The following is a 26,294-nucleotide window of genomic DNA, read 5'->3' as shown; positions in this document are numbered from 1 at the left end:
TGACAGGATCATCGGTACGTTCATTGAGCGTGAGCATTACCTGGTGTGAGGCTAATAACCCCATTGAATACAAGACCGATTTCCCCACAGATTGAAAGGCTTCAGCACTTCCAGTGAATAAATATGCGATAATAATAAATATATTTATCTTTCTCATTGGTATCCTCTATCCTGTTAATTTTTATAAATTTTGAGTTTATGTCGCATTAATACGTCGTTAGATAACATGCTATTTGTAAGTTTAGCCAGGTGAAGTGTAATGATGGATTGAATAAATCAAAAGTGACAAAAAGATAATATTAATGATATTTCACATTAATAAAAAATAATAAAATGTCACTAACTGGATTTAAAAAGTAAGCCCCACGGGGCATGGCTAATAATCTATGGTCATTTCCATTTTTGCAACCATGATATTGGGGTCTGTTACAATAATAGAAAGACTCGTAGCTCAGGCAGAAATAACCTGAGCCAACATTGACTTATTAGCCGCTGTTTTACCCACCTCGGTTTAGAGGGAAATAGCCAGTAGAAAGGCCATCACAATAATCAGCGCGACGAACGCCAGTGACGGTTTTTGTAACAAGGATTGCAATGATTGCGGCAATGCGGCAATCAGCGGGTTAATCAATGGCTGAAGGGGTTTTTGATCTTCGGCTGAACGCTGAACCGCGTTAGCCCGGTCTAATCTGGCGGTAAACAGGACATTGATAATGTCATTCAACTGCGCCTGTGTCAGTGGCGTAGTGGGACTGGCCTGAAAGCGATTATGACTGTAATCAATTAATAACTGTTGTTCCTGCGCATCGGCGGGCTGCTTCAGTGCGGTTTGCAGGTTAACTAAGGTCGGCGCAGTTTGCTGGCTGAGGGCCACTTTGGTCTGTAAAAACTGGCTGAGGATCTGGAAATGACGTGCTGGTAGCGGGTCATTACTTCTCACCCCCACCATATCAAACAGCGCTTGCCAGATTTTGGCTGGATGCTCGCCGGTTGTTGCACTCAGTTTCGCTACCAATGATTGAATATTCTGATGCTCCGCAGGCAGTAATGGCCGGTCAGTTATCGTTGTGAGTTGTGGTTGTGGAATATTCAGGGTGCCGGATTGCAATAACACCAACACTTGTTGTAACTCCGAATGGCTCAACTGGCTTAATACCGTATGACCAAATTGCTGGCGGATAAAATCACTGACCGCCTGTCGGTTATTGCCCAAGGGCAACAGCTCAGTCAGTTGTTGGCGCAACTGATGATTGGCGTGATTCTCTTGTACCTGCGACAGGCGGGTTTGCAGCAATTGCTCTGCTGGCTGGAAATGGCGGGCCAGTAAATCACCGGTGCTGCTAAGGGATAAATCATGACGCAGGGCGGCCCATATCTCGGCTGATTTAATCGGGCTGAGGGCCATGATCCGCACAATCAGCTTTTCCAGCGCCGTGCGTTGCACCGGAGTGAGTGCTTTATCGTCCACTTGGCCCTGATGGGGCATCTTGGTCGGCGCAACATTGCGATCACTGGCAATGGGGACACCTGGGCCGTTCAAAGGTTGCATATAACCCGTCCTTCGCTGTGGGGCGATACTGTGGAAGATCCATAGGTAGCCCGGAGGTAGACGCAGGCTACGGCTATAATACCTGTAAATGTGGATGACCCATACCGTCAGATTATATTTTTTTGGTTAAATGTCTTTGTAATTAAATGTCACTTTGACTGATTGTTTAGGTTCAAAGATTGATAATCTTGATTATGCCGCTAAGATGGGCGCTCAACCTTGAATGGGATTGATTTAACCATTCCAGAGATAACTAACACGGGTCATGGTTAAGCACTGCTAATGATTAAATACGGATAATGTTGAAACGACAACGCGCTGCCAAGTGGTTCCTCTGTCTGGCTTGCCTGGTCATACTGGTTTGTATGACACAACGCATCGCCAGCTTGCACGCGTTAGAAAAAAATCTTCTCCTGACATCATCACTGGTTGCTGTCGATTCAAATGAAGCCCCGACACCTTGTGAGCTAAGTGCTAAATCCCTGTTGGCGTCACCGCCCGTTCTGTTCGAATTGGCTATTTTCTCTCTGGGCCTATTACTTCTGCTGTTGGTACCAGTTATACCTGCCCGCATGAGATTCCCACCGCCCAGAGTCATATCACCCAGTGGTTTGAGGGTGCATCTACGATTATGTATTTTCCGGGAATAAAACCAGCAACCTTTTATGTTGCTGTGATTAATCTATTTTTGGAGAAAGATAATGTTCAATTTAAGCAAGGCAGCCTGGTTCTGTCTGCTGCTATGGATGCCGGCCCTTTGGGCGGCAGATAGCGGCTGGCTGGTCAGTCCGCAAAATGACCATGCCAAGGTTCGGATCCGTGCCGAACCTGCTGCTGGTGAAACTCGCATGTTACTTAGCGTTCAGCTTGAAAAAGGCTGGAAAACCTATTGGCGCTCGCCGGGGGAAGGGGGCATTGCGCCCACTATCGCGTGGAACTCGCCCCTTGACGCGGTGAAATGGTACTGGCCGGTGCCGCAACGCTTTGATGTATCGGGGATTTCTACTCAGGGGTATCATGAGCAAGTGGTGCTGCCGATAGTGATTTCCGCTAAGACATCCAAGACACTGAGTGGGACACTCACCCTGTCTACCTGTAGCAATGTCTGTATTTTGACTGACTACCCCTTTAGCGTTGATCTTTCCGCCCCCGTAAGTGCCGAAAACCAGCAGCAATTCGAACACGATTTTGCGCAGGCGATGGGGCAGATACCGATTGCCAATGCGCTGACCCAACAGATCCAGGCCGGTTTTAGTCAAGGTGAAGTGCAAATCCTCGCCCAGCGTGATGAAGGTTGGCAACAGCCAGAGCTGTTCTTCGATACGCTGGAAGATGTGGATCTCGGTAAGCCGATAGTGACAGTGCAGGGCAATCAGCTATTGGTACAGGTTCCGGCGACCGATGGCTGGGGCGAGGGGACGGGGGATCTGCGTGGTAAGCCGCTGACCATGGTGATTACCGATGCCGGTTTAGCGCAACAGGTTACTGTGACTATCGGGCCAGCACTCAGTTTACCGACGTCACCCACCCCCTTCTGGTCATGGATACTGATGGCGTTGGCAGGGGGGCTTATCCTTAACCTGATGCCTTGTGTGTTGCCGGTATTGGCGATGAAACTGGGGTCAATTCTTCAAACGGAACATCAAACCCGCCGTCAGGTTCGTTGGCAGTTTCTGGCCTCTTCTGCCGGGATAATTACCTCATTTTGGTTGCTGGCATTGCTGATGACCGCCTTGCGTTTAGGTAACCATGCCCTTGGTTGGGGGATTCAGTTCCAAAACCCATGGTTTATTGGGTTTATGGTGCTGGTCACCGCGCTCTTTACCGCCAACTTGTTCGGCCTGTTCGAGATTCGACTCTCTTCGTCGTTAAATACCCGCATTGCTGCGCCTCGCCTTGAGACGTCCGGTAGGCGGGGTATGGCTGGCCATTTTGGGCAGGGCGCACTAGCCACCTTACTGGCAACCCCTTGCTCCGCTCCTTTTCTGGGGACCGCAGTGGCTTTTGCCTTGGCCGCTCCCCTACCTGCGTTATGGGGCATATTTACCGCCCTCGGGGTCGGTATGAGCCTGCCGTGGTTGGCGGTTGCCACATGGCCCAAATTGGCACTGTGTCTGCCGCGCCCCGGTCGCTGGATGAATCATCTGCGAATAGGTATGGGCGTGCTGATGCTGGCGTCCAGTATGTGGTTACTGAGCTTGATGGTCAGTCATATTGGTCTGCAAATGGTCGTGATGATGGCCGGAGTTCTGTTGCTGGCGCTGTTACTGGCCATTGGCTGGCGTTATGGTGTGTGCGTTGCGGCAATTGTCAGTCTACTTTGCGTATTGGTTGTTGGTGGCTTGTTGGCAGGTAAATCGCTGCTGGCAGGTTCGCTGACCGCTGATGTGTGGCGTAAACCCCTGCATGACAATATCCAGTGGCAGCCATTAACGGAATCCGCCATTAAGAAAGCCTTGGTCGAGCATAAAAGGGTGTTTGTTGATGTTACTGCTGATTGGTGTGTGACCTGCAAAGTCAACAAGATACACGTGTTAATGCGTGATGATGTACAGCAGGCCCTGCAAGCACCCGATGTGGTGGCGTTGCGCGGTGACTGGACGCGTCCTTCCGCTGAAATTACCGAATTCTTACGTGAGCGCGGCAGTGTCGCAATCCCGTTCAATCAGATTTATGGGCCACAGCAGCCACAGGGCGTTGTACTTTCTCCCTTGCTGGATCGTGATGTTTTATTAAAAGTGTTGGCCGATGCTAAAGGAAATAAAGAATGAAAATTTTAATGGTTTTGTTATTCGCGCTGATCTCCACGCCACTGTGGGCGGCGGCGGCTCCCTTCACCCCAGAGCAGGAAGTCCGTATTAAAGAGCTGATCGGTGAAACCCTGATAGCTAACCCAGATATTTTAGAACAATCGGTTAATGCCTGGCAGCAGCAAGCCAATGATGCGCAGGGGCAGCAACTGGGTCAGTTTATCGCAGCCAATAAGCAAGCTCTGTATCAGGACCCCGGTAGCCCACGGTTCGGTGCGGTAACCCCTGTTCTGACCTTGGTTTCATTCACCGATTACAACTGCCCGTTCTGCAAAACATTTGATCCGTTGCTGGAAAAGATAGTGAAGGAATACCCGCAGGTTGCGGTGGTAATAAAACCGTTGCCGTTTAAAGGTGAAAGCTCGGTGACCAGCGCCCGACTGGCATTGACTTTGTGGCAACAACATCCGGATCAGTTCCTGGCATTTCATCAGCGTTTGATGACGAAAAAGGGGAGCCACGATGCCGACAGTATTGCTGCGGCCCAGAAAAAAACCGGCGTCACGCCAGTGGAACCGAGCGATCAAAGCCTGAATGTGTTGCGTACTAATCTGAAACTGGCCGATCAGTTGGGTATTCAGGGCACGCCTGCCACCTTGATTGGTGATCAAATGATACCGGGCGCGATTTCCTACCAGCAACTGGAGGAGATAGTGAAACAGCAACTGGCGCAGGCGGGTAAATGAGCCGCATAAAGCGTTGGGGCAAAGAACTGGTTGTTTTATTGCTGCTGGTGGCGGTGGTCTCACTGGGAATGGATTGGTTGCGTAGCCCACAGGCACCGGTTGATTGGCCGGATACCCCATTGCAAACTTTGGCGGGGAAGACGGTTTCCTTGCAGGAAATGAGCCAGGGCAAGCCGTTGCTTGTCTATTTCTGGGCGACATGGTGTGGGGTGTGCAAATTTACCAGCCCCAGCGTCAATCAGTTGGTAGAAGAGGGCGAGAATGTGCTGACAGTGGCGCTGCGTTCAGGGGATGCTCCGCAGGTTGAGCGTTGGCTGAACAAAAAAGGCTACCAACTGCCAGTGATTAACGACCCGCAAGGCCAGTTATCCGCCCAGTGGCAAATTAATGTCACGCCGACGGTGGTGATCCTCTATCAAGGAAAAATGGTGCAACACACCAGCGGATGGACCAGCTATTGGGGCATGAAACTGCGCCTGTGGCTGGCATCATTCTGATATAACACGGTTTATAGTAAAGTCCATGGTGCATTTTTTATGTGTCAGCGCGGAATAAAAGAGGAGTCCTGCGGTAGCGGCGTAGGTAGAATGTATGCCGCTACCTTATTTTTACTGTGCCGTCGCTTTTCGTAACGGTATGCGTAGCCGTTGAGCCAAGACCACTCCAGCCAGCGTAATGCCACCACCAATCAGATGATAACTATGTAACTGTTCATGGAGGAATGTCACAGCAATAATCGCAGTAAACACCGGCGTCAGGTTCATAAATATCGATGCCGTGTTAGCACCCAACTTCATTACGCCGTGGATCCACAAGTATGGCGCAATAATAGAAGCCGGAATACCGGCAAATAATACCAATGGGATATTCTGCGCGGTTAACTGGACATCCTGAGCTAACAGAAAATTAGGCAGTAATAACACCACACCAAAGGCGATTTGCATATAAAGGGATTGCCAGTTAGGTAACTGAATCGCCCAGCGTTTGGTCAATACACCATATAAGGCATAGGACGCCGATGCGCCGAACATCATCAGTTCACCTTTACCGATACCTTGTTGCAATAGTTGTACCGGGTTACCCGCACTGACCAGCCACACTAACCCGCCTAATGACAGCACGCTGCCCAGTGCAATCCCGACCGTGGGTGCTACCCGTAGCACGACAATACTGATAAGAACGGTTAGCAATGGAATTAACGAGCTAAGAATCCCCATAAACAAGGCGCTGACACTGTGGGCGGCGTAATAAGCCAGGCTTTGGTACAGCACCATGCCAAGCAGACCCAATATCATCAACTTCCACCAATAGACGCGTATCGCCTGCCAGTTACGGATAACACCCAGCAGTAAAAATGGCGTTAATGTCAGTAATGCCAGCAACCAGCGATAAAAAGAAATAGCGGCCGGATCAATAGCGGTGGCGGATATCTTGCTGACAACGGCATTGATCGACCAAATAATCACCGCAAATAAAGGAAATAACACATTCATGCTAATAATTCTCATCTAAATACTTATGTGATGTAGTCTACAGTTGTCTGATTTATTCTATATACTGATAATCAGACAATAATTGCTGTGATTAGGACAATCTCGGCGGAAAGCCTCATTTTCATCGGAGATGACTCGCTATGGCAGAACCCTCTTTTCCCGTGGTTGTCACTACTGTGCCGCAGAGTTTGTCTTTTCGCTGTGAGGCATTCAATGCCAATACTGAATTCCTGCCACATAGCCACCCTTACGGGCAGTTGATCTGTGTAACGTCAGGGGTGGTGGCAATGAGTATCGTTGGGCAACGCTTTCTGGCACCGCCTGAGTTCAGTGTCTGGATACCCGCCGGAATTGAGCATTCCAGTCATAACCGCAAGCCGATGCAATTTCGTGCCATTGATATCGCCCTGGAGCTTTGTGATGAGTTACCTGACACTGCTTGTCTGATGAATGTCAGCCCTATTTTTAATGCCATTGTGGAAGATTGTTTTGCCCGTGGTTTATTGATACCGGAAAGCGATCAAGATATGCGATTAGCCCTGGTACTGATTGATCAACTCAAGGTGTCACCGGTACAGCGCACTTATCTACCCACCTCGCAGGATAAACTGCTCTCGCCTATTCTGGCAGCGTTAGAACGCTGCCCATCGGATAATACATCGCTGTCACTGTGGGCCAAACGGGTCTATACCACCGAACGGACTTTATCGCGCCGTTGCCAGCAGGAGTTGGGGATGTCATTTAGCGAATGGCGGCAGCGGTTGCGTTTTTTACATGCTATCTCATTGTTAGAACAGGGTAAAACGGTACAAAATGTGGCGTTGGATGTGGGGTACAGTTCAGCATCAGCCTTTATTGCCATGTTCCAACACATTTCAGGGACGACACCGGAGCGTTTCCGGCGCAACAATCCCCGTCATCCTTGAAGCCGCAGGGGTGTTGGCTACGCTCACGCACCCGAATCACTGACTTGAGTCAGCTCATCGGGATTTATTCGCTTGCCGCCTACCTGCAGCTCCAATGATTTTGGGGACACCTGTCATCCTTCATCCTTGAAGCCGCAGGGGTGTTTCCCGGCTCTTTGGGTATATACTAAGTCCCCTGTTTTTCATCCATAGGCAGCAAGCTGTCGGAGAACAAAGTGAAAATTCTGGTTGATGAGAATATGCCCTATGCGGAAGCATTATTCCGGCGTTTAGGCAATGTACAGGCCGTGCCGGGGCGGCCAATCCCCCATAATGCACTGGCTGACGCAGACGCGCTGATGGTGCGCTCGGTAACCAAAGTAAATGAAGCATTGCTGCAAGGTACCTCGATTAGCTTTGTTGGTACGGCAACTGCCGGTACCGACCATGTTGACGACCACTGGTTGAAGCAGCAAGGTATTGGTTTCTCCGCTGCCCCCGGTTGTAATGCGATCGCCGTGGTTGAGTATGTCTTTTCTGCTTTGATGCTGCTGGCCGAGCGTGACGGCTTCCAGTTAGGTGATAAAACCGTTGGCATCGTCGGGGTCGGTAATGTGGGTGCGCGGCTGAATGCCCGTCTGCAAGCACTGGGCATTCGCACATTATTATGCGATCCACCGCGTGCCGATCGTGGTGATAACGACACTTTCTGGCCACTGGAGAAACTGGTGCGCGAGGCGGATGTCCTGACCTTCCATACTCCGCTGAATAAAACCGGAGCCTACCAAAGCCTGCACATGGCTAATGATGAATTACTGGCGGCGCTGCCCGAGGGGCGTATTCTGATTAATGCTTGCCGTGGCGCGGTAGTGGATAACGCGGCATTGCTTCGTGCGCTGGAGAAAGGTAAAAAGCTCAGTGTGGTTTTGGATGTATGGGAACCTGAACCGGAGCTGTCTTTACCTCTGTTGAGCCGAGTCGATATCGGGACTCCGCATATCGCCGGATATACGCTCGAAGGTAAAGCACGTGGTACCACTCAAGTCTTTGAAGCCTTCACTCAGCACTTGGGCCAGCCGCAGTCGGTAGAATTAGCCTCTTTACTGCCAGTACCGGAATTCAGCCACTTGCGGCTGAATGGCGAACTGGATGAAGGCAAATTAAAACGATTGATGCACTTAGTGTATGATGTGCGCCGCGATGATGCGCCGCTGCGCCGTGTTGCGGGCCTGCCGGGTGAGTTTGACCGCCTGCGTAAGCACTATCAGGAACGGCGTGAATGGTCGTCACTTTGTGTGCAATGTGACGATGCAGCAAGTGCCGAGTTGTTGCAGAAATTAGGGTTTGGCACTCAATTGCTATAACTCCATGATATTAATCATCAGGCGGTGTTTTATCGCCTTTTTATCTTTGTATGAATCATAGTGGAGAAAACCAACATGTCTGACGGCTGGAATATTGCTCTGTTAGGAGCAACGGGCGCAGTAGGTGACGCTTTACTGGAACTGTTAAATGAGCGCCAGTTCCCGGTTGGTGAATTGTATCCGCTGGCCAGCGAACGCGGTGCCGGTGCGACGGTACGTTTTAACGGTAAAAGTTTGCTGGTTGAAAATGCCGCTGAATTTGACTGGTCCCAAGTGCAATTAGCTTTCTTCGTCGCCGGCCGTGAAGCCTCGGAGCAATACGCAGAAGAAGCGGCTAACTCGGGGTGTATAGTGATTGATAGCAGTGGCTTTTTCGCAATGGAAATGGATGTGCCGCTGGTGGTGCCAAGTGTGAATCCTCAAGTGCTGGCAGAGTATCGCAATCGCAATATTGTCGCGGTCGCCGATAGCCTGACCAGCCAGTTGTTAACCGCGATTAAACCGCTGACTGAACAGGCCGGTTTATCCCGTCTGCATGTCACCGCGCTGATTTCCGCCTCTGCCCACGGCAAAGCGGCTGTGGATGATCTCGCTGGTCAAAGTGCCAAACTACTGAATGGTATTCCGGCCGAACCGAGCATTTTCGCCAAGCAACTGGCATTTAACGTCTTGCCACTGCTGGCTGATGAAGAGGGCAGTGTGCGTGAAGAACGTCGCCTGGTTGATCAGGTGCGCAAAGTATTACAAGACGAAGGTCTGCCTATCTCAGTGACTTGCATTCAGTCGCCGGTATTTTATGGTCAGGCACAAATCGTTCATCTGGAAGCCTTGCGTCCAATCTCCGCTGAAGAAGCGCGTGGTGAACTGGAAAATTGTGAAGATATTCAATTGTCTGAAGAAGATGATTATCCGACTCAGGTCAGTGATGCCTCTGGCAGTGAAGTTCTGAGCATTGGTTGTATCCGCAACGACTATGGTATTCCCGAAGTGTTGCAGTTCTGGTCTGTAGCCGACAATATTCGCTTTGGCGGCGCATTAATGGCCATTGAAACGGCGGAGCGCCTGTTGCAGGAGCAACTTTACTGATGTCCGAATTTGAGTTGGCTCAGCAAGATAAACCGGCAGTAGTGACAACTGCCGGGAGCAAAATTGCGCTGGGTATTGAATATAACGGCAGCCATTATTTTGGCTGGCAACGACAGTCGGACGTCATCAGCGTGCAGACTTGCCTGGAGGCAGCGCTGTCGAACGTTGCCAATGAGCCTATCAGCGTACTCTGTGCCGGGCGGACTGACGCGGGCGTGCACGCCACAGGGCAGGTGGTGCATTTTGTCACCACGGCGGAGCGCAAAGCTGCCGCCTGGACGATGGGTGTCAACAGCCATTTGCCTTCAGATATTGCCGTGCGCTGGATAAAAACGGTTGATGATGATTTTCACGCCCGTTTCAGCGCTACGGCCCGCCGCTATCGCTATATTATTTTTAACCATCGCTATCGTCCTGCGGTATTGGCGCAAGGGGTGACCCATTGTTATCTACCGCTGGATGCCGAAAAAATGGAACAGGCCGCGCAATGTTTACTCGGCGAGCACGATTTTACCTCGTTCCGTGCAGTACAATGCCAATCCCGTAGCCCGTGGCGAAATGTAAAACATGTCAAAGTGACCCGACATGGTGCGTATATTGTGGTAGATATCAAGGCTAACGCTTTTGTTCATCATATGGTGCGTAATATTGTCGGTAGCCTGATAGAGATTGGCTGTGGCAATCAAGATGTCACTTGGATGGCAAAGTTGCTGGCACTGAAAGACCGAGCACGTGCAGCGGCAACCGCAAAAGCAGAAGGGTTATATTTAGTCTCCGTCGACTATCCTGAACACTTTGATTTACCCAAAGTGCCGATGGGGCCACTTTTTTTGGCGGATGACTGATTGCTCTAAATTGATGGGGGATGGGTCGCCTTGGGTTAAGGGATCGCTAAGGGAGTTCAGCTAATCTCACTCAATTAAAGATTAGGCATGTTTAACACTCGAGAGTATTTATGGAATTTATACGTTTCGTTATTGATTTTATTTTGCATATTGATGTTCATCTGGCTGAGTTGGTGGCGCAATATGGAATTTGGGTTTATGGCATTTTATTCCTGATTTTATTCTGCGAAACAGGTTTGGTGGTAACACCGTTCCTGCCAGGGGATTCTTTGCTGTTCGTGGCCGGCGCACTGGCATCATTGCCATCGAATGATCTTAATGTGCACATCATGGTTGCCCTGATGATTAGCGCCGCCATTCTGGGGGATGCCATTAACTACACTATTGGTCGAGTGTTCGGTGAAAAGCTATTCAGTAATCCGGATTCTAAAATTTTCCGCCGCAGTTATTTGGACAAAACGCATCAGTTCTACGAAAAACATGGCGGTAAAGCGATTGTTTTGGCACGATTTGTGCCAATAATCCGTACTTTTGCGCCATTCGTCGCCGGAATGGGTAAAATGTCTTACCGGCACTTTGCGGCTTATAACGTGATTGGGGCATTGGTATGGGTATTGTTATTCACCTATGCTGGTTACTTGTTTGGTAACGTGCCAATTGTGCAGAACAATCTGAAATTGCTGATTGTCGCCATTATTGTGCTGTCAATCTTACCGGGTGTATTCGAAATTTGGCGGCATCGGCGCGCGCAATCACGGCAGAAAAATCAGTAAAAATGTTACCTAAGCCGAGGGTTCGACCAGTTTTTTATCTACACTGTCGAGCCAATATGGTTTAATGAGTGACATTTATGGTCTGTTCCTGCAGGCAACCCAGGCTCCAGTGCCTTAGTCACGCTGTACTGGCGTGTATCTCAGGCATTTTTTGTTGGGTCGTTTTCAGGAAGATGGTTAAAGCATGAATAGCGGACTGGCAACGGCCAGGTTCAAACAGAAAGGTCATCGATGAGCTGGATTGAACGAATTCTTAACAAAAGCAATATCACACAAACCCGTAAAGCGAGTATTCCTGAAGGGGTGTGGACGAAATGCGACAGTTGCGGTCAGGTACTTTATCGTGCCGAGTTAGAGCGCAATCTGGAAGTTTGTCCTAAGTGTGATCACCATATGCGTATGTCAGCCCGTGCACGGTTACATATGCTACTGGATGCAGGCAGTGAAGTTGAATTGGGTAGCGAACTGGAACCGAAGGATATTCTGAAGTTCAGGGATTCCAAAAAGTATAAAGATCGTATTTCTGCCGCACAAAAAGATACTGGCGAAAAAGATGCTTTGGTTGCCATGAAAGGAACCTTGCAGGGCATGCCTATTACTGCTGTTGCATTTGAATTTGCCTTTATGGGCGGTTCTATGGCGTCAGTGGTTGGTGCTCGCTTTGTTCGTGCAGTTGAACAGGCGCTGGAAGACAATTGCCCGTTGGTGTGTTTCTCCTCCAGTGGCGGTGCCCGTATGCAGGAAGCATTGATGTCGCTGATGCAGATGGCTAAAACCAGTGCTGCTTTGGCTAAAATGCAAGAGCGCGGTTTACCGTATATTTCTGTGCTGACGGACCCTACCATGGGGGGCGTTTCCGCCAGTTTGGCCATGTTGGGTGATATTAATATTGCTGAGCCAAAAGCCTTGATCGGTTTTGCCGGCCCACGGGTTATTGAACAAACCGTTCGAGAAAAGTTGCCGCCGGGTTTCCAGCGCAGTGAGTTCTTGATTGAAAAAGGCGCGATCGACATGATCGTCCGCCGCCCGATCCTGCGTCAGACCATTGCCAGCATCTTGTCTAAATTAACTCATCAACCGCAACCCATTGTGGTTGATGGTAAAGTCGATGCTGCTGCGACGGATAGTCAGGCAGAAGCCTGATTATCCCAACGGGCACTACCCTGATAAGGTGGTGCCCGGTTATTCCTGCGGTTTCTAGTACAAAGGATATAAAGGCCAGTGGTGGGACTCATGGACAATCATCAAATTCCCCAAGCCACGTCGCCTTTGGCTGCGTGGCTTGACTATCTAGAGCGTTTGCATTCTCAGCCAATCGAGTTGGGTCTGGAACGTGTTAAACAGGTTGCTGAACGACTGGATCTGCTTAAACCTGCCCCAAAAGTGTTTACCGTTGCCGGAACCAATGGCAAAGGAACCACCTGTTGCACCCTGGAATCAATTTTACTTGCGGCGGGTCTGCGGGTCGGGGTTTACAGCTCACCTCACCTTTTGCGTTACACCGAGCGAGTCCGTATTCAGGGGCAAGAACTGCCTGAGGCGGAACATAGCCACTCTTTCGCCCAAATTGAAGCCGGGCGCGGTGGTATCTCACTGACTTACTTCGAGTTCGGGACTTTATCGGCGCTGCAATTATTTAAGCAGGCTAAGCTTGATGTGGTGATCCTGGAGGTTGGGTTGGGCGGGCGATTGGATGCGACCAATATTGTTGATTCTGACGTCGCAGCCATTACCAGTATTGCGATAGATCACACTGACTGGCTGGGGTTTGACCGTGAAAGCATTGGGCGCGAAAAAGCCGGCGTATTCCGTAAGGCTAAACCTGCGGTAGTGGGTGAACCGGATATGCCGCAGTCCATTGCCGAGGTGGCAGCAAAACTTGATGCGCAACTGTATCAGCGCGATATTGCGTGGTATTTCAGTCAGCAGGAACCATTTGATCAACAAAAAAGCAGCTGGGACTGGCAATGTGGTGACCATCAGTGGGCTAATCTGCCATTACCGAATGTGCCACTGGCTAATGCTGCTACCGCATTGGCGGTATTGCATTATTCCGGTTTGCCAGTGAGCGAAGAGGCTATTCGCCAGGGCTTGCAGGCAGCCAGTTTGCCGGGGCGTTTTCAAATAGTCAGTGAACAACCATTGCTGATTTTGGATGTCGCCCACAACCCGCACGCGGCTCGTTATCTTACCGACAGGCTGGCCCGATTGCCGAAACAGGGTAAAGTCCGGGCGGTGGTCGGGATGTTATCAGATAAAGATATTGGTGGTACGTTGGCGTGTTTATCCGAACAGGTTGATGAATGGTACTGCGCGCCGCTGGAAGGGCCGCGTGGAGCCACTGCGGCGCAATTAGCTGAACATCTGACGCTATCTCGCCAGTTTAGCGATGTAGAAGCTGCCTGGCGTCAGGCTATGCGGGATGCCGAACCACAGGATGTGGTCATTGTCTGTGGCTCTTTCCATACTGTTGCTCATGTGATGGCAGCATTGAATCTGTGACAGCGTCGAATTTATCAAGGCTTTGAATTGGGGAGTGCGAGTGGCAAGTAAGTTCCAGAACCGTTTAGTCGGGACCATAATTCTGGTGGCATTGGGCGTGATTGTGCTGCCGGGGCTACTGGATGGTAAAAAGAAGCATTATGAGGATGAATTTGCAGCTATCCCACTGGTGCCAAAACCAGGCGATAGTCAGGAGATTGATGCAGTTCCTCCAATCGGTCAGCCTCTGCCTATAGCACCACCGGAAGGCGCGGCACAAGCCGTGGAAATCCCCAAAGACGATTCTGTCTCTCAGGCTGCTAATGATGCCGGTAACCTTCGGTCGGAACCGACTATCGTGGCACCGCCACCAATACAAAATAAGCCGGTTGAAGCGAAACCGGTTGAGAAAAAACCGGTCGAAGCTAAACCGATCCCGGTAGAGAAAAAACCGCAGGAAGTGAAAGCCAAACCTGAGGTTAAACCTGAGGTTCAGCCACAGAAACCGGCAATAATAGAAGAAAAAGCCCCGGTGGGGCAGGCTTATGTTGTCCAACTGGGGGCGCTAAAAAATACCGCTAAAGTGAATGAAATAGTTGCGATGCTGCGCCTGTCAGGTCATCGGGCATTTACGGTGCCTGCAACGCCGGTTCAGGGCCAGTTAACCAGGGTGTTTGTCGGGCCGGATGCGTCAAAGCAAAAACTACAAGCCGTGTTGCCGGAGCTTAATTCATTAAGCGGCCTAGAAGGGCGGATTATACCCTATAATACGGCGCGTTAAAGTTTAAGACCAAAAGTTAAGAGGTCAGGGCGTACGGGGTTTTTGAGCTAAGTTTGTGCGGCGATTGTTGTTTTTAAAATTGCCGCACTTTAATTTGTTACGGGTAAGAATTCCCCTACGCAAACGTTTTCTTTTTCTGTTAGAATTCGCCGCGAACAAGATGCAGCGGCGATTTCGTTATTGGAACCGTCATGGTCTGGATTGATTACGTCATTATAGGGATTATCGGATTTTCTGCATTGGTCAGCTTAATCCGAGGTTTTGTCCGTGAAGCATTGTCACTTGTAACATGGGGATGTGCGTTTTTTGTTGCCAGTCATTTTTACACTTACCTTGCGGTCTATTTCACCCGTTTTGAGGATGAAGTGGTTCGCAACGGGATTGCTATCGGCATTTTGTTCATCGCGACATTGATCGTCGGGGCTATTGTGAACTATGTGATTGGTTCGCTGGTTGAACGTACGGGGTTATCAGGAACTGACAGGGTGCTGGGGGTCTGTTTTGGCGCGCTGCGAGGTGTTCTGATTGTCTCTGCCATGTTGTTCTTTCTGGATACGTTTACCGGTTTCTCACAGAGTGCTGACTGGAAACAGTCACAATTAATCCCGCAGTTCAGTTATATCATCAGGTGGTTCTTTGACTACCTACAGAGCACGTCGAGTTTCTTACCGAATCAATTACCGGTTCGGAGCGGCTTATGAGGAAAAGACAACATGTGCGGTATTGTCGGTATCGCCGGTTTTTCACCGGTAAACCAGTCGATTTATGATGCGCTGATGGTGCTTCAGCACCGAGGCCAGGATGCCGCGGGCATCGTTACCATTGATGCCCACAATGGGTTCCGGCTGCGTAAAGCAAACGGCTTGGTGAAGGATGTATTTGAAACCCGGCATATGCTGCGCTTGCAGGGGAATATGGGAATTGGCCATGTTCGTTACCCGACAGCAGGCAGTTCCAGTGCTTCCGAGGCCCAGCCTTTCTACGTTAACTCACCGTTTGGCATCACCCTGGCCCATAATGGTAATCTGACTAACGCTCACGAACTGAGAAAGAAATTATTCGAAGTTTCTCGCCGTCATGTGAACACCACTTCTGACTCGGAAATTCTGCTGAATATTTTTGCCAGTGAATTGGATCGTTTCCAGCATTATCCGTTGGAATCTGACAACGTTTTTGCCGCTGTTGCCGCCACGCATAAGTTGATCCGTGGCGCATATGCTTGTGTTGCAATGATTATTGGCCATGGTATGGTCGCTTTCCGTGATCCTAACGGCATCCGCCCGCTGGTGATTGGTAAACGCACCTTGGCTGATGGTCGTAATGAGTACATGGTCGCTTCTGAAAGTGTGGCATTGGATACCCTTGGCTTCGAATTCCTGCGCGATGTTGCGCCGGGCGAAGCGGTGTATATCACCGAAAAAGGTCAGTTGTTCACCCGGCAGTGTGCTGAAAATCCGAAATATAACCCGTGCTTGTTTGAGTATGTTTATTTTGCCCGCCCGGACTCCTTTATGGATAAAATTTCTGTTTACAGTGCACGTGTGCGCATGGGGCAGAAGTTGGGGGCAAAAATTGCCAAACAGTGGGAAGATCTGGATATTGATGTGGTCATTCCTATCCCGGAAACCTCCTGCGATATCGCATTGGAAATTGCTCGTATTCTGGATAAACCGTACCGTCAGGGTTTTGTGAAAAACCGCTATGTGGGCCGTACCTTTATCATGCCGGGTCAGCAGGAACGCCGTAAGTCAGTACGCCGTAAACTGAATGCCAATCGTGCAGAGTTCCGCGATAAGAATGTTTTATTAGTAGATGATTCTATCGTTCGTGGCACCACGTCGGAACAGATCGTCGAGATGGCGCGTGAGGCTGGGGCGAAGAAAGTATATTTCGCCTCTGCAGCCCCTGAAATCCGTTTCCCGAATGTGTATGGTATCGATATGCCAAGTGTCAATGAGTTGATTGCCCATGGCCGTGAAGTGGATGAGATCCGCCAGTTGATTGGTGCTGATGCGCTCATTTTCCAGGATCTTACTGATCTTATCGAGGCTGTACGCGAAGATAACCCGGATATCACGCAGTTTGAGTGTTCGGTCTTTAACGGCGTTTACGTCACTAAAGATGTGGATCAGGGCTATCTGGAATATCTTGAGTTGTTACGTAACGATGATGCGCAGGCATTACGTAGCCATAACGAAGCGGAGAATCTGGAGATGCATAACGAAGGGTAATACCCGTCATCTTTCAAGTTACAGATGTGTTGGCCGCACTCAATAACCCGAATCACTTACTTATGTAAGCTCATCGGGATTATTTCGTTTGCCGTCTACCCTGCATTTTGAAATTTATGGGGTATATTGAGTGATCGACAGAATGTGAATCAAAAAGGTGCAACCAGCGTTCCGGCGCGTTGCACCTTTTTTGTTATCTATCCGTCATCTTGAAATCTATCGGGTATAAGATATGGGAGCATAATTTGCTAATCAGTGCCCGATGCGGCAAAGTCTCGCCATATTCCTTTATGTTATGCTGACTCCAACAAGCATAACTTTAGTGTGAGGCAGTGTTCCATGAAACGACTTATTATCGGCATCAGTGGTGCCAGCGGAGCCATTTATGGTGTACGGCTGTTACAGGTGCTGCAACATGTCGAGGGGGTGGAAACCCATCTGATTATCAGCAACGCTGCCCGCCAGACGTTATCGCTAGAAACTGAGTTCAATGTTAAAGCTGTGCAGGTGCTGGCTGATGTTGTGCATGATTCTCGTGACATTGCCGCTGGCATCTCATCGGGGTCATTCAAAACTAACGGTATGGTTATTTTACCCTGTTCAATCAAGACGTTATCTGGAATTGTCCATAGCTACACCGATGGTTTGCTGACCCGTGCTGCTGATGTGATATTAAAAGAACGCCGTCCATTGGTGCTGTGTGTCCGCGAAACCCCACTACATTTAGGCCATTTACGGCTAATGGTACAAGCTGCTGAGTTGGGGGCGGTTATTATGCCGCCGCTACCTGCGTTTTATCATCGCCCGCAAACTATCCAGGATATTATTGATCAGACCGTGAATCGGGTTATCGATCAGTTTGATATCGAGCTACCTGAAGATCTGTTCAGTCGTTGGCAAGGTGATAATTAACATTTCTCTCTTAATTGATGCATTTGTGCAACATCGCACTGAAATGGGGCGGGTTATGCACCACAATGATCCTGTTTCAGAGCCTATGCTGTGGCATGAATTTCGTATCTAGTTTCTATTTATGACTTGATGCCTCACGTTTATCGGTTTTATTGGTTATCGTGCAAAGGAATAGTCTGGGGGAGTTACCTTGCCCACCAAATAATTACTGGCACGATTACTGCAAATTGATTTATGAACGCTCAAGGAAGTACAGAAATCTAACGCGCTTTGTGGCATCGAAAATCAATTTGGGGGTTATGTATGAATAAGCTGGTTAAAGTTCTTCCTCTGGTATTAGCATTGGCTGCTGTCAGCAGTGCTTTCGCCGCTATCCCGAAAGAGGTCAAGATTGGTACTGATCCAACTTATGAGCCTTTTGAATCTAAAAATGCGAGTGGGGAACTGGTCGGTTTTGATATAGATATAGCAAAAGAGTTATGCAACCGTATTGATACCAAATGTACTTTTGTTGAAAGTGACTTTGATGCATTGATTCCGTCGCTGAAAGCCAAAAAAATCGACGCCATTATCTCCTCACTCTCTATCACTGAAAAACGCCAGAAAGAGATTGCCTTCACCGATAAACTTTACGCGGCCAATGCCCGTTTAATCGCCACCAAAGGCAGCACAATTGAGCCGACATTAGTGGCTTTGAAAGGTAAACGCGTTGGGGTGTTACAGGGATCGACTCAGGAAGCATACGCCAATGCTGAGTGGCAGCCAAAAGGCATCGATGTTGTCGCCTATCAAAATCAGGATTTGATCTACTCTGACCTGGCCTCTGGTCGTATCGACGCGGCTTTCCAGGATGAAGTGGCTGGCAGTGAAGGTTTCCTGAAACAAGAAGTCGGTAAAGGTTATGCATTTGCCGGGCCGTCAGTAAAAAATGATCAATTCTTTGGTGTAGGTACCGGTATGGGCTTACGTAAAGATGACGTAGAACTGAAAGCGGCGCTGGATATTGCCTTTGCAGAAATGCGCAAAGATGGCACCTACGACAAACTCGCGAAAAAATACTTCGATTTTGATGTCTACGGCGGTTAATCACCTTGCCGTGATGGCCTCTGCCAAGGGGGCAGGGGCCACGATAGGGTCATTAAGCAAAAGCAATTAACCAGACTCCTTACTCAGTAAAACAGGATAACCCAGATGCTGGATGGATATTCGAAACTGATATTTGAAGGTGCGCTGGTGACACTGGAATTAGCACTGTGCTCGGTGCTGCTATCGGTGATTATCGGCTTGGTGGGTGCCGGTGGAAAGTTATCATCAAACAGGTTGTTATCGGGCTTGTTTGAGTGCTATACCACGTTGATCCGCGGAGTGCCTGATTTAGTTTTAATGCTGCTTATCTTCTACGGTTTGCAGATAATCCTTAATAGCATTACTGAATCGCTCGGTTTTGCACAAATCAATATTGACCCTCTCTCCGCCGGGATTATTACCCTTGGTTTTATCTATGGTGCTTATTTCACTGAAACCTTCCGTGGTGCTTATATGGCGGTTCCGGCGGGCCAGATTGAAGCGGCTACTGCATTTGGTTTCACCCCTGGTCAGATTTTCCGCCGGATCCTGTTTCCGGCGATGATGCGCTACGCGCTGCCGGGTATTGGTAATAACTGGCAAGTGATTCTAAAGGCGACAGCATTGGTCTCTATCTTGGGATTAAATGATGTGGTTAAGGCAACACAATTGGCTGGAAAGGGCACTTATCAACCGTTCTTCTTTGCTTTAGTCGCTGGCGCGGTTTATCTGATTTTCACTACGTTATCGAATGGTATATTGCTGTGGTTGGAGCGGCGCTATTCCCATGGAGTAAAGAGGGCTGAGCTATGATTGATATCCTGCATCAATACTGGCAAGCCCTGCTCTGGAGTGATGGCTATCGCTTCACTGGGATGGCGGTTACCTTATGGTTATTAATCTCCTCGGTAGTTATTGGGGGGCTGCTGGCCATTCCTTTAGCTGTAGCGCGGGTGGCTGAGCGGCGCTGGATCCGCTTGCCGGTATGGATTTTCACTTATATTTTCCGTGGCACGCCGCTGTACGTGCAATTACTGATATTTTATTCTGGAATGTACAGTTTGGAGATTGTCCGAGGCAATGACCTGCTTAATGCCTTTTTCCGCAGTGGATTGAATTGCACTATTTTAGCGCTAACGCTGAATACCTGCGCTTATACCACAGAGATTTTTGCCGGAGCCATTCGTTCGGTGCCGCATGGTGAAATCGAAGCCGCCAGAGCTTATGGTTTTTCACGTTTTAAATTGTATCGCTGCATTATTTTACCTTCTGCACTGCGTATTGCCTTACCGGCATACAGTAATGAGGTCATCTTAATGCTGCATTCCACCGCATTGGCGTTTACTGCCACCGTGCCAGATATACTGAAAATAGCGCGTGATATTAACGCGGCAACTTACCAGCCATTTTATGCTTTTGGTATTGCTGCGGTGCTTTATCTGATTATCTCCTTTACGCTAATTAGCCTGTTTCGCCAGGCAGAGAACCGTTGGCTGGCTCATATAAAACCTCAGGCATCGCATTAAGTATGGAGAACCTTATGACTGACACATTAAAAACCATGACTGACACATTAGAAACTAAAAGAGCTGAAACCAAACTGTCTGTGACGGAATTGCATAAGCATTATGGTGAGCATGAGGTATTAAAAGGTGTTTCACTTTCAGCCAAAGCAGGGGATGTTATCTCTATTATTGGTTCTTCTGGCTCGGGGAAAAGCACCTTTTTACGTTGTATCAATTTTCTGGAAAAACCGAGTGAAGGTTCGATTAGCGTCAATAATCAAGATATCCGGTTGGTACGGGATAAAGACGGGCAACTAAAAGTCTTCGATAAAAAACAGCTGCAATTACTGCGAACTCGGCTGACGATGGTTTTCCAACATTTCAATTTGTGGAGCCATATGACGGTGCTGGAAAACGTGATGGAAGCCCCGGTGCAAGTTTTGGGGCTGAGCAAGTCGGTAGCCAAAGAGCGTGCCATTCGCTATCTGGATAAAGTCGGGATTGATGAGCGCGCACGGGCTAAATATCCGGTCCATCTATCCGGTGGTCAGCAGCAGCGTGTTTCTATTGCACGGGCGCTGGCGATGGAACCTGATGTCTTGCTGTTTGATGAGCCTACCTCTGCACTGGACCCGGAACTGGTCGGTGAAGTATTGCGTATTATGCAAAAACTGGCAGAAGAGGGGAAAACCATGGTGGTGGTGACTCACGAAATGGAGTTCGCACGCCATGTTTCCAGCCATGTTATTTTCCTGCACAAAGGCGTTATCGAAGAGGAAGGCCCGCCAGCTGAGCTTTTTGGTAATCCTAAGAGCACCCGCTTACAGCAGTTCCTTTCTGGTGCATTGAAGTAATAGCGCTGCGGGAGAATCGAAATAACTCTCTCGCAGCGATTCTGTTATGCCACGGACTTGTTCAACACATTACGCAGTGCTTCTTCCAGTTCGAAATAACGAAAGCCAAAGCCTGCCTCTTCCAATCGTTGAGGTACTGCTCGTTGCCCGCCTAATACCAATGCGGCCGACTCGCCCAGTAATAACCGAATGGCTGCCGCAGGGGTCCTAATTACCGCTGGGCGATCCAACACGTCGGCCAGCGTGGCAATAAACTGCTCGTTATGCACCGGATAAGGGGAGACCATATTGAATGGGCCGCTCAAGCCATCGGTGGTCAGTAAATAATAGATACCATGTACCATATCATCGAGATGTATCCACGGCAGATATTGACGGCCATCACTGATAGGGCCGCCCAACCCAAGGCGCAATAGCGGCACCATTTTGGCTAACGCACCGCCGTGGGGCGCTAATACGATGCCGGTACGTAACAGGCAAACTCGGGTATGACTACTTTCAGCGGCGCGAGCCAGGCTTTCCCAACGCTCACATAACTGATGAGTAAATTCATCGTGTGGAGCCTCTTCTTCGGTCACCAATGCCTGCCCTTGGTCGCCATAAAAGCCTACCGCAGATCCTGAAATAAACACCGCCGGTGGTTCACTACTGGCTTTTATCAAGGTGGCCAGTTTTTCGGTTATCTGCCAGCGACTTTGGCACAGAATTTCTTTTTGTTGTGAAGTCCAGCGTTTTTCAGCAATGGGTTCGCCAGCCAGGTTGATCACCGCATCAAAATCATTAAGATCATGTTTATCATCCAGCGTCGACCAACAGGTGACTTGCGCGCCGAGCACGTTATTTGCCCGTTTTAGGTCGCGGGTGAGAGCCGTGACTTGATGGGCTTGCGATAAAAGGAAGGCAGTTAGACTGCGGCCGATCAGTCCGGTAGCTCCGGTTATTAAGATGCGCATCGCCAATCTCCGTTTATCCCCTTCTTTTTGAGGCCACAGGGGTTAGCTGCGTTCACTTACCCAAATCACTTACTTAAGTAAGCTCATCGGGATGCGTTTATTTGATGCCTACCTGCAATTCCAAGTACTTTGGGGATAGCGGCAGTCTGGTTTCCCTTTCAGCATAGGTGATTCTGCGTTTTTCTCCCACGACATTGAGCACATCTTTAGATTAATTTTTTAATCTGAAGGGGGAATTCTGCTCGCAATCTGGTTTCAGAAAATAAAAAAAATAATAACTAAATAAATTCACTGATCTGTCCGATTAATATTGCATTGAACGCTCAAGCAATACCATTTTGGTGGCGGCTGGCAAGCCGTCTATAGATTTACTGTTTCTGAGCGGCAATAACGGCTATAAGCTAATCCTACTTATTGTTAAAACATTGTTCGCTTTTAAGACACTGATTTAGTGAAACTCTGCTAGAGTAAGCAGACTCATCTGTATGGAAGAGAGGTCCATCAGATTCTTACACCTTGTAAAGTTGGATGTTTTATAAATAAATGTTGGGTGTTTTATAAAAACTAGCGGTGGCTTATAAATCCTCCGGCTGAGGTTGGGTTGTGACCTCATCGTTGTCCATACACTTTTTCAGGTGCGCATGAAGCTAAATATCGAAGTTAATTGTTCTTATGTATGTGAACCCATATATAAGCAAGACGGTAGCTTACTGGCAGTAGAGTTGCTAAGCCGATTTTCAGCTAAGTCGGTCGATTTGCCTATTGATGTCGAACAGTTTATTAAAAGAATGGATGTCGACGGAAAGACTGATTTATTTCATGATCAATTACGTGCTGCAAAAGCCTATAGCGATTGGTTTATCACTAACAATGTTCTGCTTTCGATTAATATTGATTTTGATTTGGCAAACATAATTGTTACTAATGATTTAACCCGTCTGATGTTGGATGATATGTCCTTTGTCCGGTTGGAAATTATGGAGACCTTTTCCAATTTATCCGATGGGATGAATAACCCATTGCTACGTGAGTTGGCTGAACGCTATCCGTTGTGGTTGGATGATTTAGGCAGCGGCGGTTCTACTTTAAATGCGGTTACCGCCAATATTTTTGAATATGTGAAAATCGATAAGCATTTCTTCTGGCAACACAATAAGCATACCTTTCCGATATTGATCAATAATATTAAGAAATATTGCCTTGGTGTCATTGTGGTTGGTGTCGAAAATCAGGATGAGTCAGAGCAACTTAAGGGCAGTAATATTGATGCAATGCAGGGGTATTTATTCAATCCTCTGACATTGGATGAACTGGTATCTCAACCCTCGTTATAATACTTCGCTTCCATCTTAGCTTGCATCGCGCTGACATTATTTTGCAATGTCGGCGCTGCCTGTTGCGATAAATTTTTCTCATGGTAGATAGGTATTTTTATCAGATTAATCCGACGGAGTGGATGATAGAATGGGGTTTCTTTTAGCCCTGCAATGGCACTTTTCGCCTGATTTATTGAGATTATGGCCCGATAGCAGCAGATTTTTATGCCAAAAACGCGTTTATTTTTGACGCATGGTCACCTTTATCATCCTGCTGCACTTCCTCCGTTGCGTAATGGGGATATCTTGGTTTTGTGATACCATACACACATGAGAATAACTCTCATTTAGTTGATTTTACATGAGGGCAGTCGAATGGTGAATAAATTAGTAAAACCACACATATATCTCAGAGTTTCAAATTCTAAACAACAATACGGCAGTGGTCTCGATGAACAGAGGGATAGGATTGAACAATACATAAAATCTAATCATCATTTGTTCACCGCTGATTATCATGAGTGGGTGGATATCGGATTTTCGGCATACAAAAACAAGAATATTGTTGACGGGAAGTTAGGTGAGCTTGTTGAATTAGTCAACGTTGGTAAGTTGGGGGCTGGTGATCACCTGATTGTGTATTCAATCGACCGGTTATCACGGCGTGCCAGTTGGGACGAAAAAACAATCCAATTGATAGTTAGTGCCGGTATTCGTATCCATGATATTACAACGCCGGTGGTGTTAGACCGTGATGACCCATTTTCAAAAATCATCTTTGAGTTGATCCTCAGTCGTGGTCATAACGAATCAGTGGTAAAAAGCGAGAGGTCAAGGTCTGGTTGGGATGCCAAACACAAGCATATGGTTGAATCTGGTATAACAATGACCAAGCGATTACCCCGTTGGCTTGATTGGGATGCCACAAAAGGGTTGGTTATTAAGCCGAGGGAAGTATCAATAATCAAACGTATATTCAACTCTTATGTCGAGGGTATGAGTGGGCCGTATCTGGCGAAAACACTCAATGCTGAGAAATTGTTAATTAATGATGCTTTATGGCGTCCAAATGCTATTACAAAATTAATCAAAGATGAGCGATTGGTGGGATCTTTTCGTGGGATAAAAACTCAGGTTGTTGTTCCAAACATATTCCCTGTCATAATCGAGAAGGATTTATTCGAGCTTGCGAATAAGAGGTTAAGTGTAAATTCTGCTGGGATAAAAGGGCGTGTGCGAGTCTCGAAAGATGATCGGGAAGTTAGAAATATCATAACTGGGATATGTAGGTGTGGATTATGTGGTGGGCCAGTTTCAACATCTACCAATAGTATTGGTGTGACATACATTAGATGTCGAAACAGAATAAATTTTGAAACTTGTTCAAATGGCGGTATCCGTTTAGATTTCACAGAAAGAGCCTTATTGGGACACATTAAACAAATTGATTTTCAAAAACTAATAAACAATAAACACGATGATATAAGTGAGTTGGATTTATTGAACTCAGAAATGGAATTATTGTTAAGTGATCAAGCCCAATGTATGACTCAGATTGAAGAACGGAAGAAGAATAAGAAAAGTGTGAGTTTACCGTTCGCTGTTGCACTGACCGACCTCAATGATCGGATTGGAGATGTTCAAGGCAAGATTAATCATATCTCAGTTTCCGAACCAATCGAACGTTTTGAAGATTATGATATTGATATGTTGTGTGATGTTACAAATATTCCATTAAGAATGAATATCAGAAAGATGTTAACGCAGGTTATCGAGACTGTTTCATTCGTGAATACGGGCGGGATGGGGATGATTAAAATTAACTATGTATCAAGTGATCTTTATGCTCATTTAATCACATTTGCCAAGAAAACAGGTGAAGTATTATCAGTATTTGCGGGTAATGATAAAATGATTGAATTCAGTGATGGGGCTGATGTTGTTGTCTATGACAAAGAAAAAAAAACGTATACATTGAATGGTGATGTTGTATAACCTAAGCTAAAACAATACCAACTAATTTCACAATAAACGCCTCATATGGGGCGTTTTTTCGTTGTATCTGATAAATAATTATAGAATTGAAAGAGGAGAGGAGAATTTCAATGATTTATTTTTTAGCAATGTTAATAGGTATTGGGGCAGCAATGTTACATATACCTTTGTTGTTCGTATTATATGTTTTCATATTGGTTTGGGTTATCAGTAAATTATCCAAGAAGAAAAATGAAACAGATTTAGATTAGGTGCTATAATTTACGATTGGTTTGCGTATTTCTGAGTTTTGTTATTAGAAAAACAATTCAATTATTTTAGTGTTTCGTGAAACGAAATCAAATAGTGCGGTATAATGATAGTATCTGGAGCATTTCTGCTTCAATTTGATAAATAAAGTAGTAAGAACAAGTGCCACAATAATTGTGGTGTTTTTTGGTATTTTGGAAAAGGATAAAAGTTAACATGGAAAAGAAAAGCAATTTAGTAGGGGCAAAGATTACCGATTCACAATTGAAATATTTGGATGATTTAATTACCGAGAAAGGGTTAAAGACAAGGAGTGCTGCGTTACAGCATTTGTTAACGCAAGCAATCATTCTAAACTTAAAATAATAAAAGCCACATATTAGGTGGCTTTCATAAATATACAAAACACAATACAGAAAATAGGATTTTTTCTGTAATACA

General features: G+C 47.5%; 25 protein-coding genes and 1 pseudogene. 23 read left to right on the top strand and 3 right to left on the bottom strand.

The window, feature by feature from the left end; translation table 11 throughout:
• Nucleotides 1-511: 511 nt before the first annotated feature.
• The gene (flk, locus tag AEP37_RS10725; RefSeq protein WP_049613161.1) at nucleotides 512-1,549 is read right to left on the bottom strand and encodes a flagella biosynthesis regulator Flk; all 1,038 of its coding nucleotides are present in this window, start codon (nucleotides 1,547-1,549) and stop codon (nucleotides 512-514) included.
• Nucleotides 1,550-1,848: 299 nt separating this feature from the next.
• On the opposite strand from flk, the gene AEP37_RS24275 reads away from it, so the two are divergent.
• From AEP37_RS24275 to AEP37_RS10710, 4 genes are read left to right on the top strand one after another with little or no spacing between them, the layout of a single operon-like run.
• Nucleotides 1,849-2,199: a hypothetical protein gene (locus AEP37_RS24275; protein ID WP_053101955.1), complete on the top strand. Its 351-nt coding sequence runs from the start codon at nucleotides 1,849-1,851 to the stop codon at nucleotides 2,197-2,199.
• 51 nt (nucleotides 2,200-2,250) lie between these two features.
• A complete protein-coding gene (locus AEP37_RS10720) occupies nucleotides 2,251-4,320 on the top strand; it encodes a protein-disulfide reductase DsbD family protein (RefSeq protein WP_049613159.1) in 2,070 nt (689 codons plus the stop codon).
• On the top strand, nucleotides 4,317-5,045 hold the full coding sequence (locus AEP37_RS10715) for a DsbA family protein (RefSeq protein ID WP_049613158.1): 729 nt from the start codon (nucleotides 4,317-4,319) through the stop codon (nucleotides 5,043-5,045). Before AEP37_RS10720 ends, AEP37_RS10715 begins: the two co-directional genes overlap by 4 nt.
• Nucleotides 5,042-5,542, top strand: a complete 501-nt coding sequence (locus AEP37_RS10710) for a protein disulfide oxidoreductase (protein WP_049613156.1) — start codon at nucleotides 5,042-5,044, stop codon at nucleotides 5,540-5,542. The genes AEP37_RS10715 and AEP37_RS10710 overlap by 4 nt, the downstream gene beginning before the upstream one ends.
• A 111-nt stretch (nucleotides 5,543-5,653) precedes the next feature.
• Here the strand turns inward: AEP37_RS10710 and AEP37_RS10705 are convergent, their stop codons facing one another.
• Entirely contained in the window at nucleotides 5,654-6,538 is an 885-nt protein-coding gene (locus AEP37_RS10705) for a DMT family transporter (RefSeq protein WP_049613155.1), read from the bottom strand.
• A gap of 140 nt (nucleotides 6,539-6,678) precedes the next feature.
• Here AEP37_RS10705 and AEP37_RS10700 point away from each other — a divergent pair, with 140 nt between their 5' ends.
• The 15 genes from AEP37_RS10700 (at nucleotide 6,679) to hisP (ending at nucleotide 21,340) form a co-directional block, all read left to right on the top strand.
• Nucleotides 6,679-7,464: an AraC family transcriptional regulator gene (locus tag AEP37_RS10700; RefSeq protein WP_049613153.1), complete on the top strand. Its 786-nt coding sequence runs from the start codon at nucleotides 6,679-6,681 to the stop codon at nucleotides 7,462-7,464.
• 215 nt (nucleotides 7,465-7,679) lie between these two features.
• Entirely contained in the window at nucleotides 7,680-8,807 is a 1,128-nt protein-coding gene (pdxB, locus tag AEP37_RS10695) for a 4-phosphoerythronate dehydrogenase PdxB (RefSeq protein ID WP_049613150.1), read from the top strand.
• A gap of 75 nt (nucleotides 8,808-8,882) precedes the next feature.
• Entirely contained in the window at nucleotides 8,883-9,893 is a 1,011-nt protein-coding gene (locus AEP37_RS10690; protein WP_049613147.1) for an aspartate-semialdehyde dehydrogenase, read from the top strand.
• On the top strand, nucleotides 9,893-10,738 hold the full coding sequence (gene truA / locus AEP37_RS10685; RefSeq protein ID WP_049613145.1) for a tRNA pseudouridine(38-40) synthase TruA: 846 nt from the start codon (nucleotides 9,893-9,895) through the stop codon (nucleotides 10,736-10,738). Before AEP37_RS10690 ends, truA begins: the two co-directional genes overlap by 1 nt.
• Nucleotides 10,739-10,848: 110 nt before the next feature.
• A complete protein-coding gene (locus tag AEP37_RS10680; protein ID WP_049613143.1) occupies nucleotides 10,849-11,511 on the top strand; it encodes a DedA family protein in 663 nt (220 codons plus the stop codon).
• Nucleotides 11,512-11,742: 231 nt separating this feature from the next.
• The gene (gene accD / locus AEP37_RS10675) at nucleotides 11,743-12,654 is read left to right on the top strand and encodes an acetyl-CoA carboxylase, carboxyltransferase subunit beta (protein ID WP_049613142.1); all 912 of its coding nucleotides are present in this window, start codon (nucleotides 11,743-11,745) and stop codon (nucleotides 12,652-12,654) included.
• Between the two features lie 90 nt (nucleotides 12,655-12,744).
• The gene (gene folC, locus AEP37_RS10670; protein WP_049613140.1) at nucleotides 12,745-14,013 is read left to right on the top strand and encodes a bifunctional tetrahydrofolate synthase/dihydrofolate synthase; all 1,269 of its coding nucleotides are present in this window, start codon (nucleotides 12,745-12,747) and stop codon (nucleotides 14,011-14,013) included.
• Nucleotides 14,014-14,053: 40 nt separating this feature from the next.
• Nucleotides 14,054-14,773, top strand: a complete 720-nt coding sequence (dedD, locus tag AEP37_RS10665) for a cell division protein DedD (protein ID WP_049613138.1) — start codon at nucleotides 14,054-14,056, stop codon at nucleotides 14,771-14,773.
• Between the two features lie 191 nt (nucleotides 14,774-14,964).
• A complete protein-coding gene (cvpA, locus tag AEP37_RS10660) occupies nucleotides 14,965-15,474 on the top strand; it encodes a colicin V production protein (protein WP_049613136.1) in 510 nt (169 codons plus the stop codon).
• 12 nt (nucleotides 15,475-15,486) lie between these two features.
• On the top strand, nucleotides 15,487-17,004 hold the full coding sequence (gene purF, locus AEP37_RS10655; RefSeq protein WP_049613135.1) for an amidophosphoribosyltransferase: 1,518 nt from the start codon (nucleotides 15,487-15,489) through the stop codon (nucleotides 17,002-17,004).
• A 339-nt stretch (nucleotides 17,005-17,343) separates the two neighbouring features.
• A complete protein-coding gene (locus AEP37_RS10650; protein ID WP_049613133.1) occupies nucleotides 17,344-17,916 on the top strand; it encodes a UbiX family flavin prenyltransferase in 573 nt (190 codons plus the stop codon).
• Nucleotides 17,917-18,219: 303 nt separating this feature from the next.
• Nucleotides 18,220-19,002, top strand: a complete 783-nt coding sequence (argT, locus tag AEP37_RS10645; protein WP_049613131.1) for a lysine/arginine/ornithine ABC transporter substrate-binding protein ArgT — start codon at nucleotides 18,220-18,222, stop codon at nucleotides 19,000-19,002.
• Nucleotides 19,003-19,107: 105 nt separating this feature from the next.
• Nucleotides 19,108-19,794, top strand: a complete 687-nt coding sequence (locus AEP37_RS10640; RefSeq protein WP_049613129.1) for a histidine ABC transporter permease HisQ — start codon at nucleotides 19,108-19,110, stop codon at nucleotides 19,792-19,794.
• Nucleotides 19,791-20,507 (top strand): ABC transporter permease, encoded by a 717-nt coding sequence (locus AEP37_RS10635; protein WP_049613128.1) that lies wholly within the window; start codon nucleotides 19,791-19,793, stop codon nucleotides 20,505-20,507. The genes AEP37_RS10640 and AEP37_RS10635 overlap by 4 nt, the downstream gene beginning before the upstream one ends.
• 35 nt (nucleotides 20,508-20,542) lie before the next feature.
• Entirely contained in the window at nucleotides 20,543-21,340 is a 798-nt protein-coding gene (hisP, locus tag AEP37_RS10630; protein WP_049613172.1) for a histidine ABC transporter ATP-binding protein HisP, read from the top strand.
• 44 nt (nucleotides 21,341-21,384) lie between these two features.
• On the opposite strand, the gene AEP37_RS10625 is transcribed toward hisP, so the two are convergent.
• Nucleotides 21,385-22,293, bottom strand: coding sequence for a TIGR01777 family oxidoreductase (locus AEP37_RS10625; RefSeq protein WP_049613126.1), 909 nt, complete (start codon nucleotides 22,291-22,293; stop codon nucleotides 21,385-21,387).
• A 641-nt stretch (nucleotides 22,294-22,934) separates the two neighbouring features.
• Here AEP37_RS10625 and AEP37_RS10620 point away from each other — a divergent pair.
• From AEP37_RS10620 to AEP37_RS26100, 4 genes and pseudogenes are all read left to right on the top strand, one after another.
• Complete coding sequence (locus AEP37_RS10620; RefSeq protein ID WP_049613124.1) at nucleotides 22,935-23,627, top strand: EAL domain-containing protein; 693 nt, start codon at nucleotides 22,935-22,937, stop codon at nucleotides 23,625-23,627.
• Between the two features lie 195 nt (nucleotides 23,628-23,822).
• A pseudogene (locus AEP37_RS24850) lies at nucleotides 23,823-23,921 on the top strand (phosphodiesterase); the annotation flags it as partial.
• Nucleotides 23,922-23,984: 63 nt separating this feature from the next.
• Nucleotides 23,985-25,604: a recombinase family protein gene (locus tag AEP37_RS10615; RefSeq protein WP_049613123.1), complete on the top strand. Its 1,620-nt coding sequence runs from the start codon at nucleotides 23,985-23,987 to the stop codon at nucleotides 25,602-25,604.
• 465 nt (nucleotides 25,605-26,069) lie between these two features.
• Entirely contained in the window at nucleotides 26,070-26,219 is a 150-nt protein-coding gene (locus AEP37_RS26100) for a hypothetical protein (RefSeq protein WP_156168572.1), read from the top strand.
• Nucleotides 26,220-26,294: the final 75 nt, after the last annotated feature.

Source organism: Yersinia pekkanenii (assembly GCF_001152565.1).
GTDB classification, from domain to species: domain Bacteria; phylum Pseudomonadota; class Gammaproteobacteria; order Enterobacterales; family Enterobacteriaceae; genus Yersinia; species Yersinia pekkanenii.
Note: the sequence above shows the minus strand (reverse complement) of the source record. Positions and strands in the feature narration are given on the sequence as shown.

What these genes read in the sequence shown, in the direction of transcription:
- AEP37_RS26100 (WP_156168572.1), top strand. Translation starts at nt 26,070, where the DNA reads ATGGAAAAGAAAAGCAATTTAGTAGGGGCAAAGATTACCGATTCACAA.
- AEP37_RS10650 (WP_049613133.1), top strand. Translation starts at nt 17,344, where the DNA reads ATGAAACGACTTATTATCGGCATCAGTGGTGCCAGCGGAGCCATTTAT.
- flk (WP_049613161.1), bottom strand. Translation starts at nt 1,549, where the DNA reads ATGCAACCTTTGAACGGCCCAGGTGTCCCCATTGCCAGTGATCGCAAT.
- argT (WP_049613131.1), top strand. Translation starts at nt 18,220, where the DNA reads ATGAATAAGCTGGTTAAAGTTCTTCCTCTGGTATTAGCATTGGCTGCT.
- AEP37_RS10640 (WP_049613129.1), top strand. Translation starts at nt 19,108, where the DNA reads ATGCTGGATGGATATTCGAAACTGATATTTGAAGGTGCGCTGGTGACA.
- AEP37_RS10715 (WP_049613158.1), top strand. Translation starts at nt 4,317, where the DNA reads ATGAAAATTTTAATGGTTTTGTTATTCGCGCTGATCTCCACGCCACTG.
- AEP37_RS10705 (WP_049613155.1), bottom strand. Translation starts at nt 6,538, where the DNA reads ATGAATGTGTTATTTCCTTTATTTGCGGTGATTATTTGGTCGATCAAT.
- AEP37_RS24275 (WP_053101955.1), top strand. Translation starts at nt 1,849, where the DNA reads ATGTTGAAACGACAACGCGCTGCCAAGTGGTTCCTCTGTCTGGCTTGC.
- AEP37_RS10720 (WP_049613159.1), top strand. Translation starts at nt 2,251, where the DNA reads ATGTTCAATTTAAGCAAGGCAGCCTGGTTCTGTCTGCTGCTATGGATG.
- AEP37_RS10690 (WP_049613147.1), top strand. Translation starts at nt 8,883, where the DNA reads ATGTCTGACGGCTGGAATATTGCTCTGTTAGGAGCAACGGGCGCAGTA.
- truA (WP_049613145.1), top strand. Translation starts at nt 9,893, where the DNA reads ATGTCCGAATTTGAGTTGGCTCAGCAAGATAAACCGGCAGTAGTGACA.
- purF (WP_049613135.1), top strand. Translation starts at nt 15,487, where the DNA reads ATGTGCGGTATTGTCGGTATCGCCGGTTTTTCACCGGTAAACCAGTCG.
- accD (WP_049613142.1), top strand. Translation starts at nt 11,743, where the DNA reads ATGAGCTGGATTGAACGAATTCTTAACAAAAGCAATATCACACAAACC.
- AEP37_RS10710 (WP_049613156.1), top strand. Translation starts at nt 5,042, where the DNA reads ATGAGCCGCATAAAGCGTTGGGGCAAAGAACTGGTTGTTTTATTGCTG.
- AEP37_RS10680 (WP_049613143.1), top strand. Translation starts at nt 10,849, where the DNA reads ATGGAATTTATACGTTTCGTTATTGATTTTATTTTGCATATTGATGTT.
- AEP37_RS10625 (WP_049613126.1), bottom strand. Translation starts at nt 22,293, where the DNA reads ATGCGCATCTTAATAACCGGAGCTACCGGACTGATCGGCCGCAGTCTA.
- AEP37_RS10615 (WP_049613123.1), top strand. Translation starts at nt 23,985, where the DNA reads ATGGTGAATAAATTAGTAAAACCACACATATATCTCAGAGTTTCAAAT.
- AEP37_RS10635 (WP_049613128.1), top strand. Translation starts at nt 19,791, where the DNA reads ATGATTGATATCCTGCATCAATACTGGCAAGCCCTGCTCTGGAGTGAT.
- cvpA (WP_049613136.1), top strand. Translation starts at nt 14,965, where the DNA reads ATGGTCTGGATTGATTACGTCATTATAGGGATTATCGGATTTTCTGCA.
- hisP (WP_049613172.1), top strand. Translation starts at nt 20,543, where the DNA reads ATGACTGACACATTAGAAACTAAAAGAGCTGAAACCAAACTGTCTGTG.
- AEP37_RS10620 (WP_049613124.1), top strand. Translation starts at nt 22,935, where the DNA reads ATGAAGCTAAATATCGAAGTTAATTGTTCTTATGTATGTGAACCCATA.
- folC (WP_049613140.1), top strand. Translation starts at nt 12,745, where the DNA reads ATGGACAATCATCAAATTCCCCAAGCCACGTCGCCTTTGGCTGCGTGG.
- AEP37_RS10700 (WP_049613153.1), top strand. Translation starts at nt 6,679, where the DNA reads ATGGCAGAACCCTCTTTTCCCGTGGTTGTCACTACTGTGCCGCAGAGT.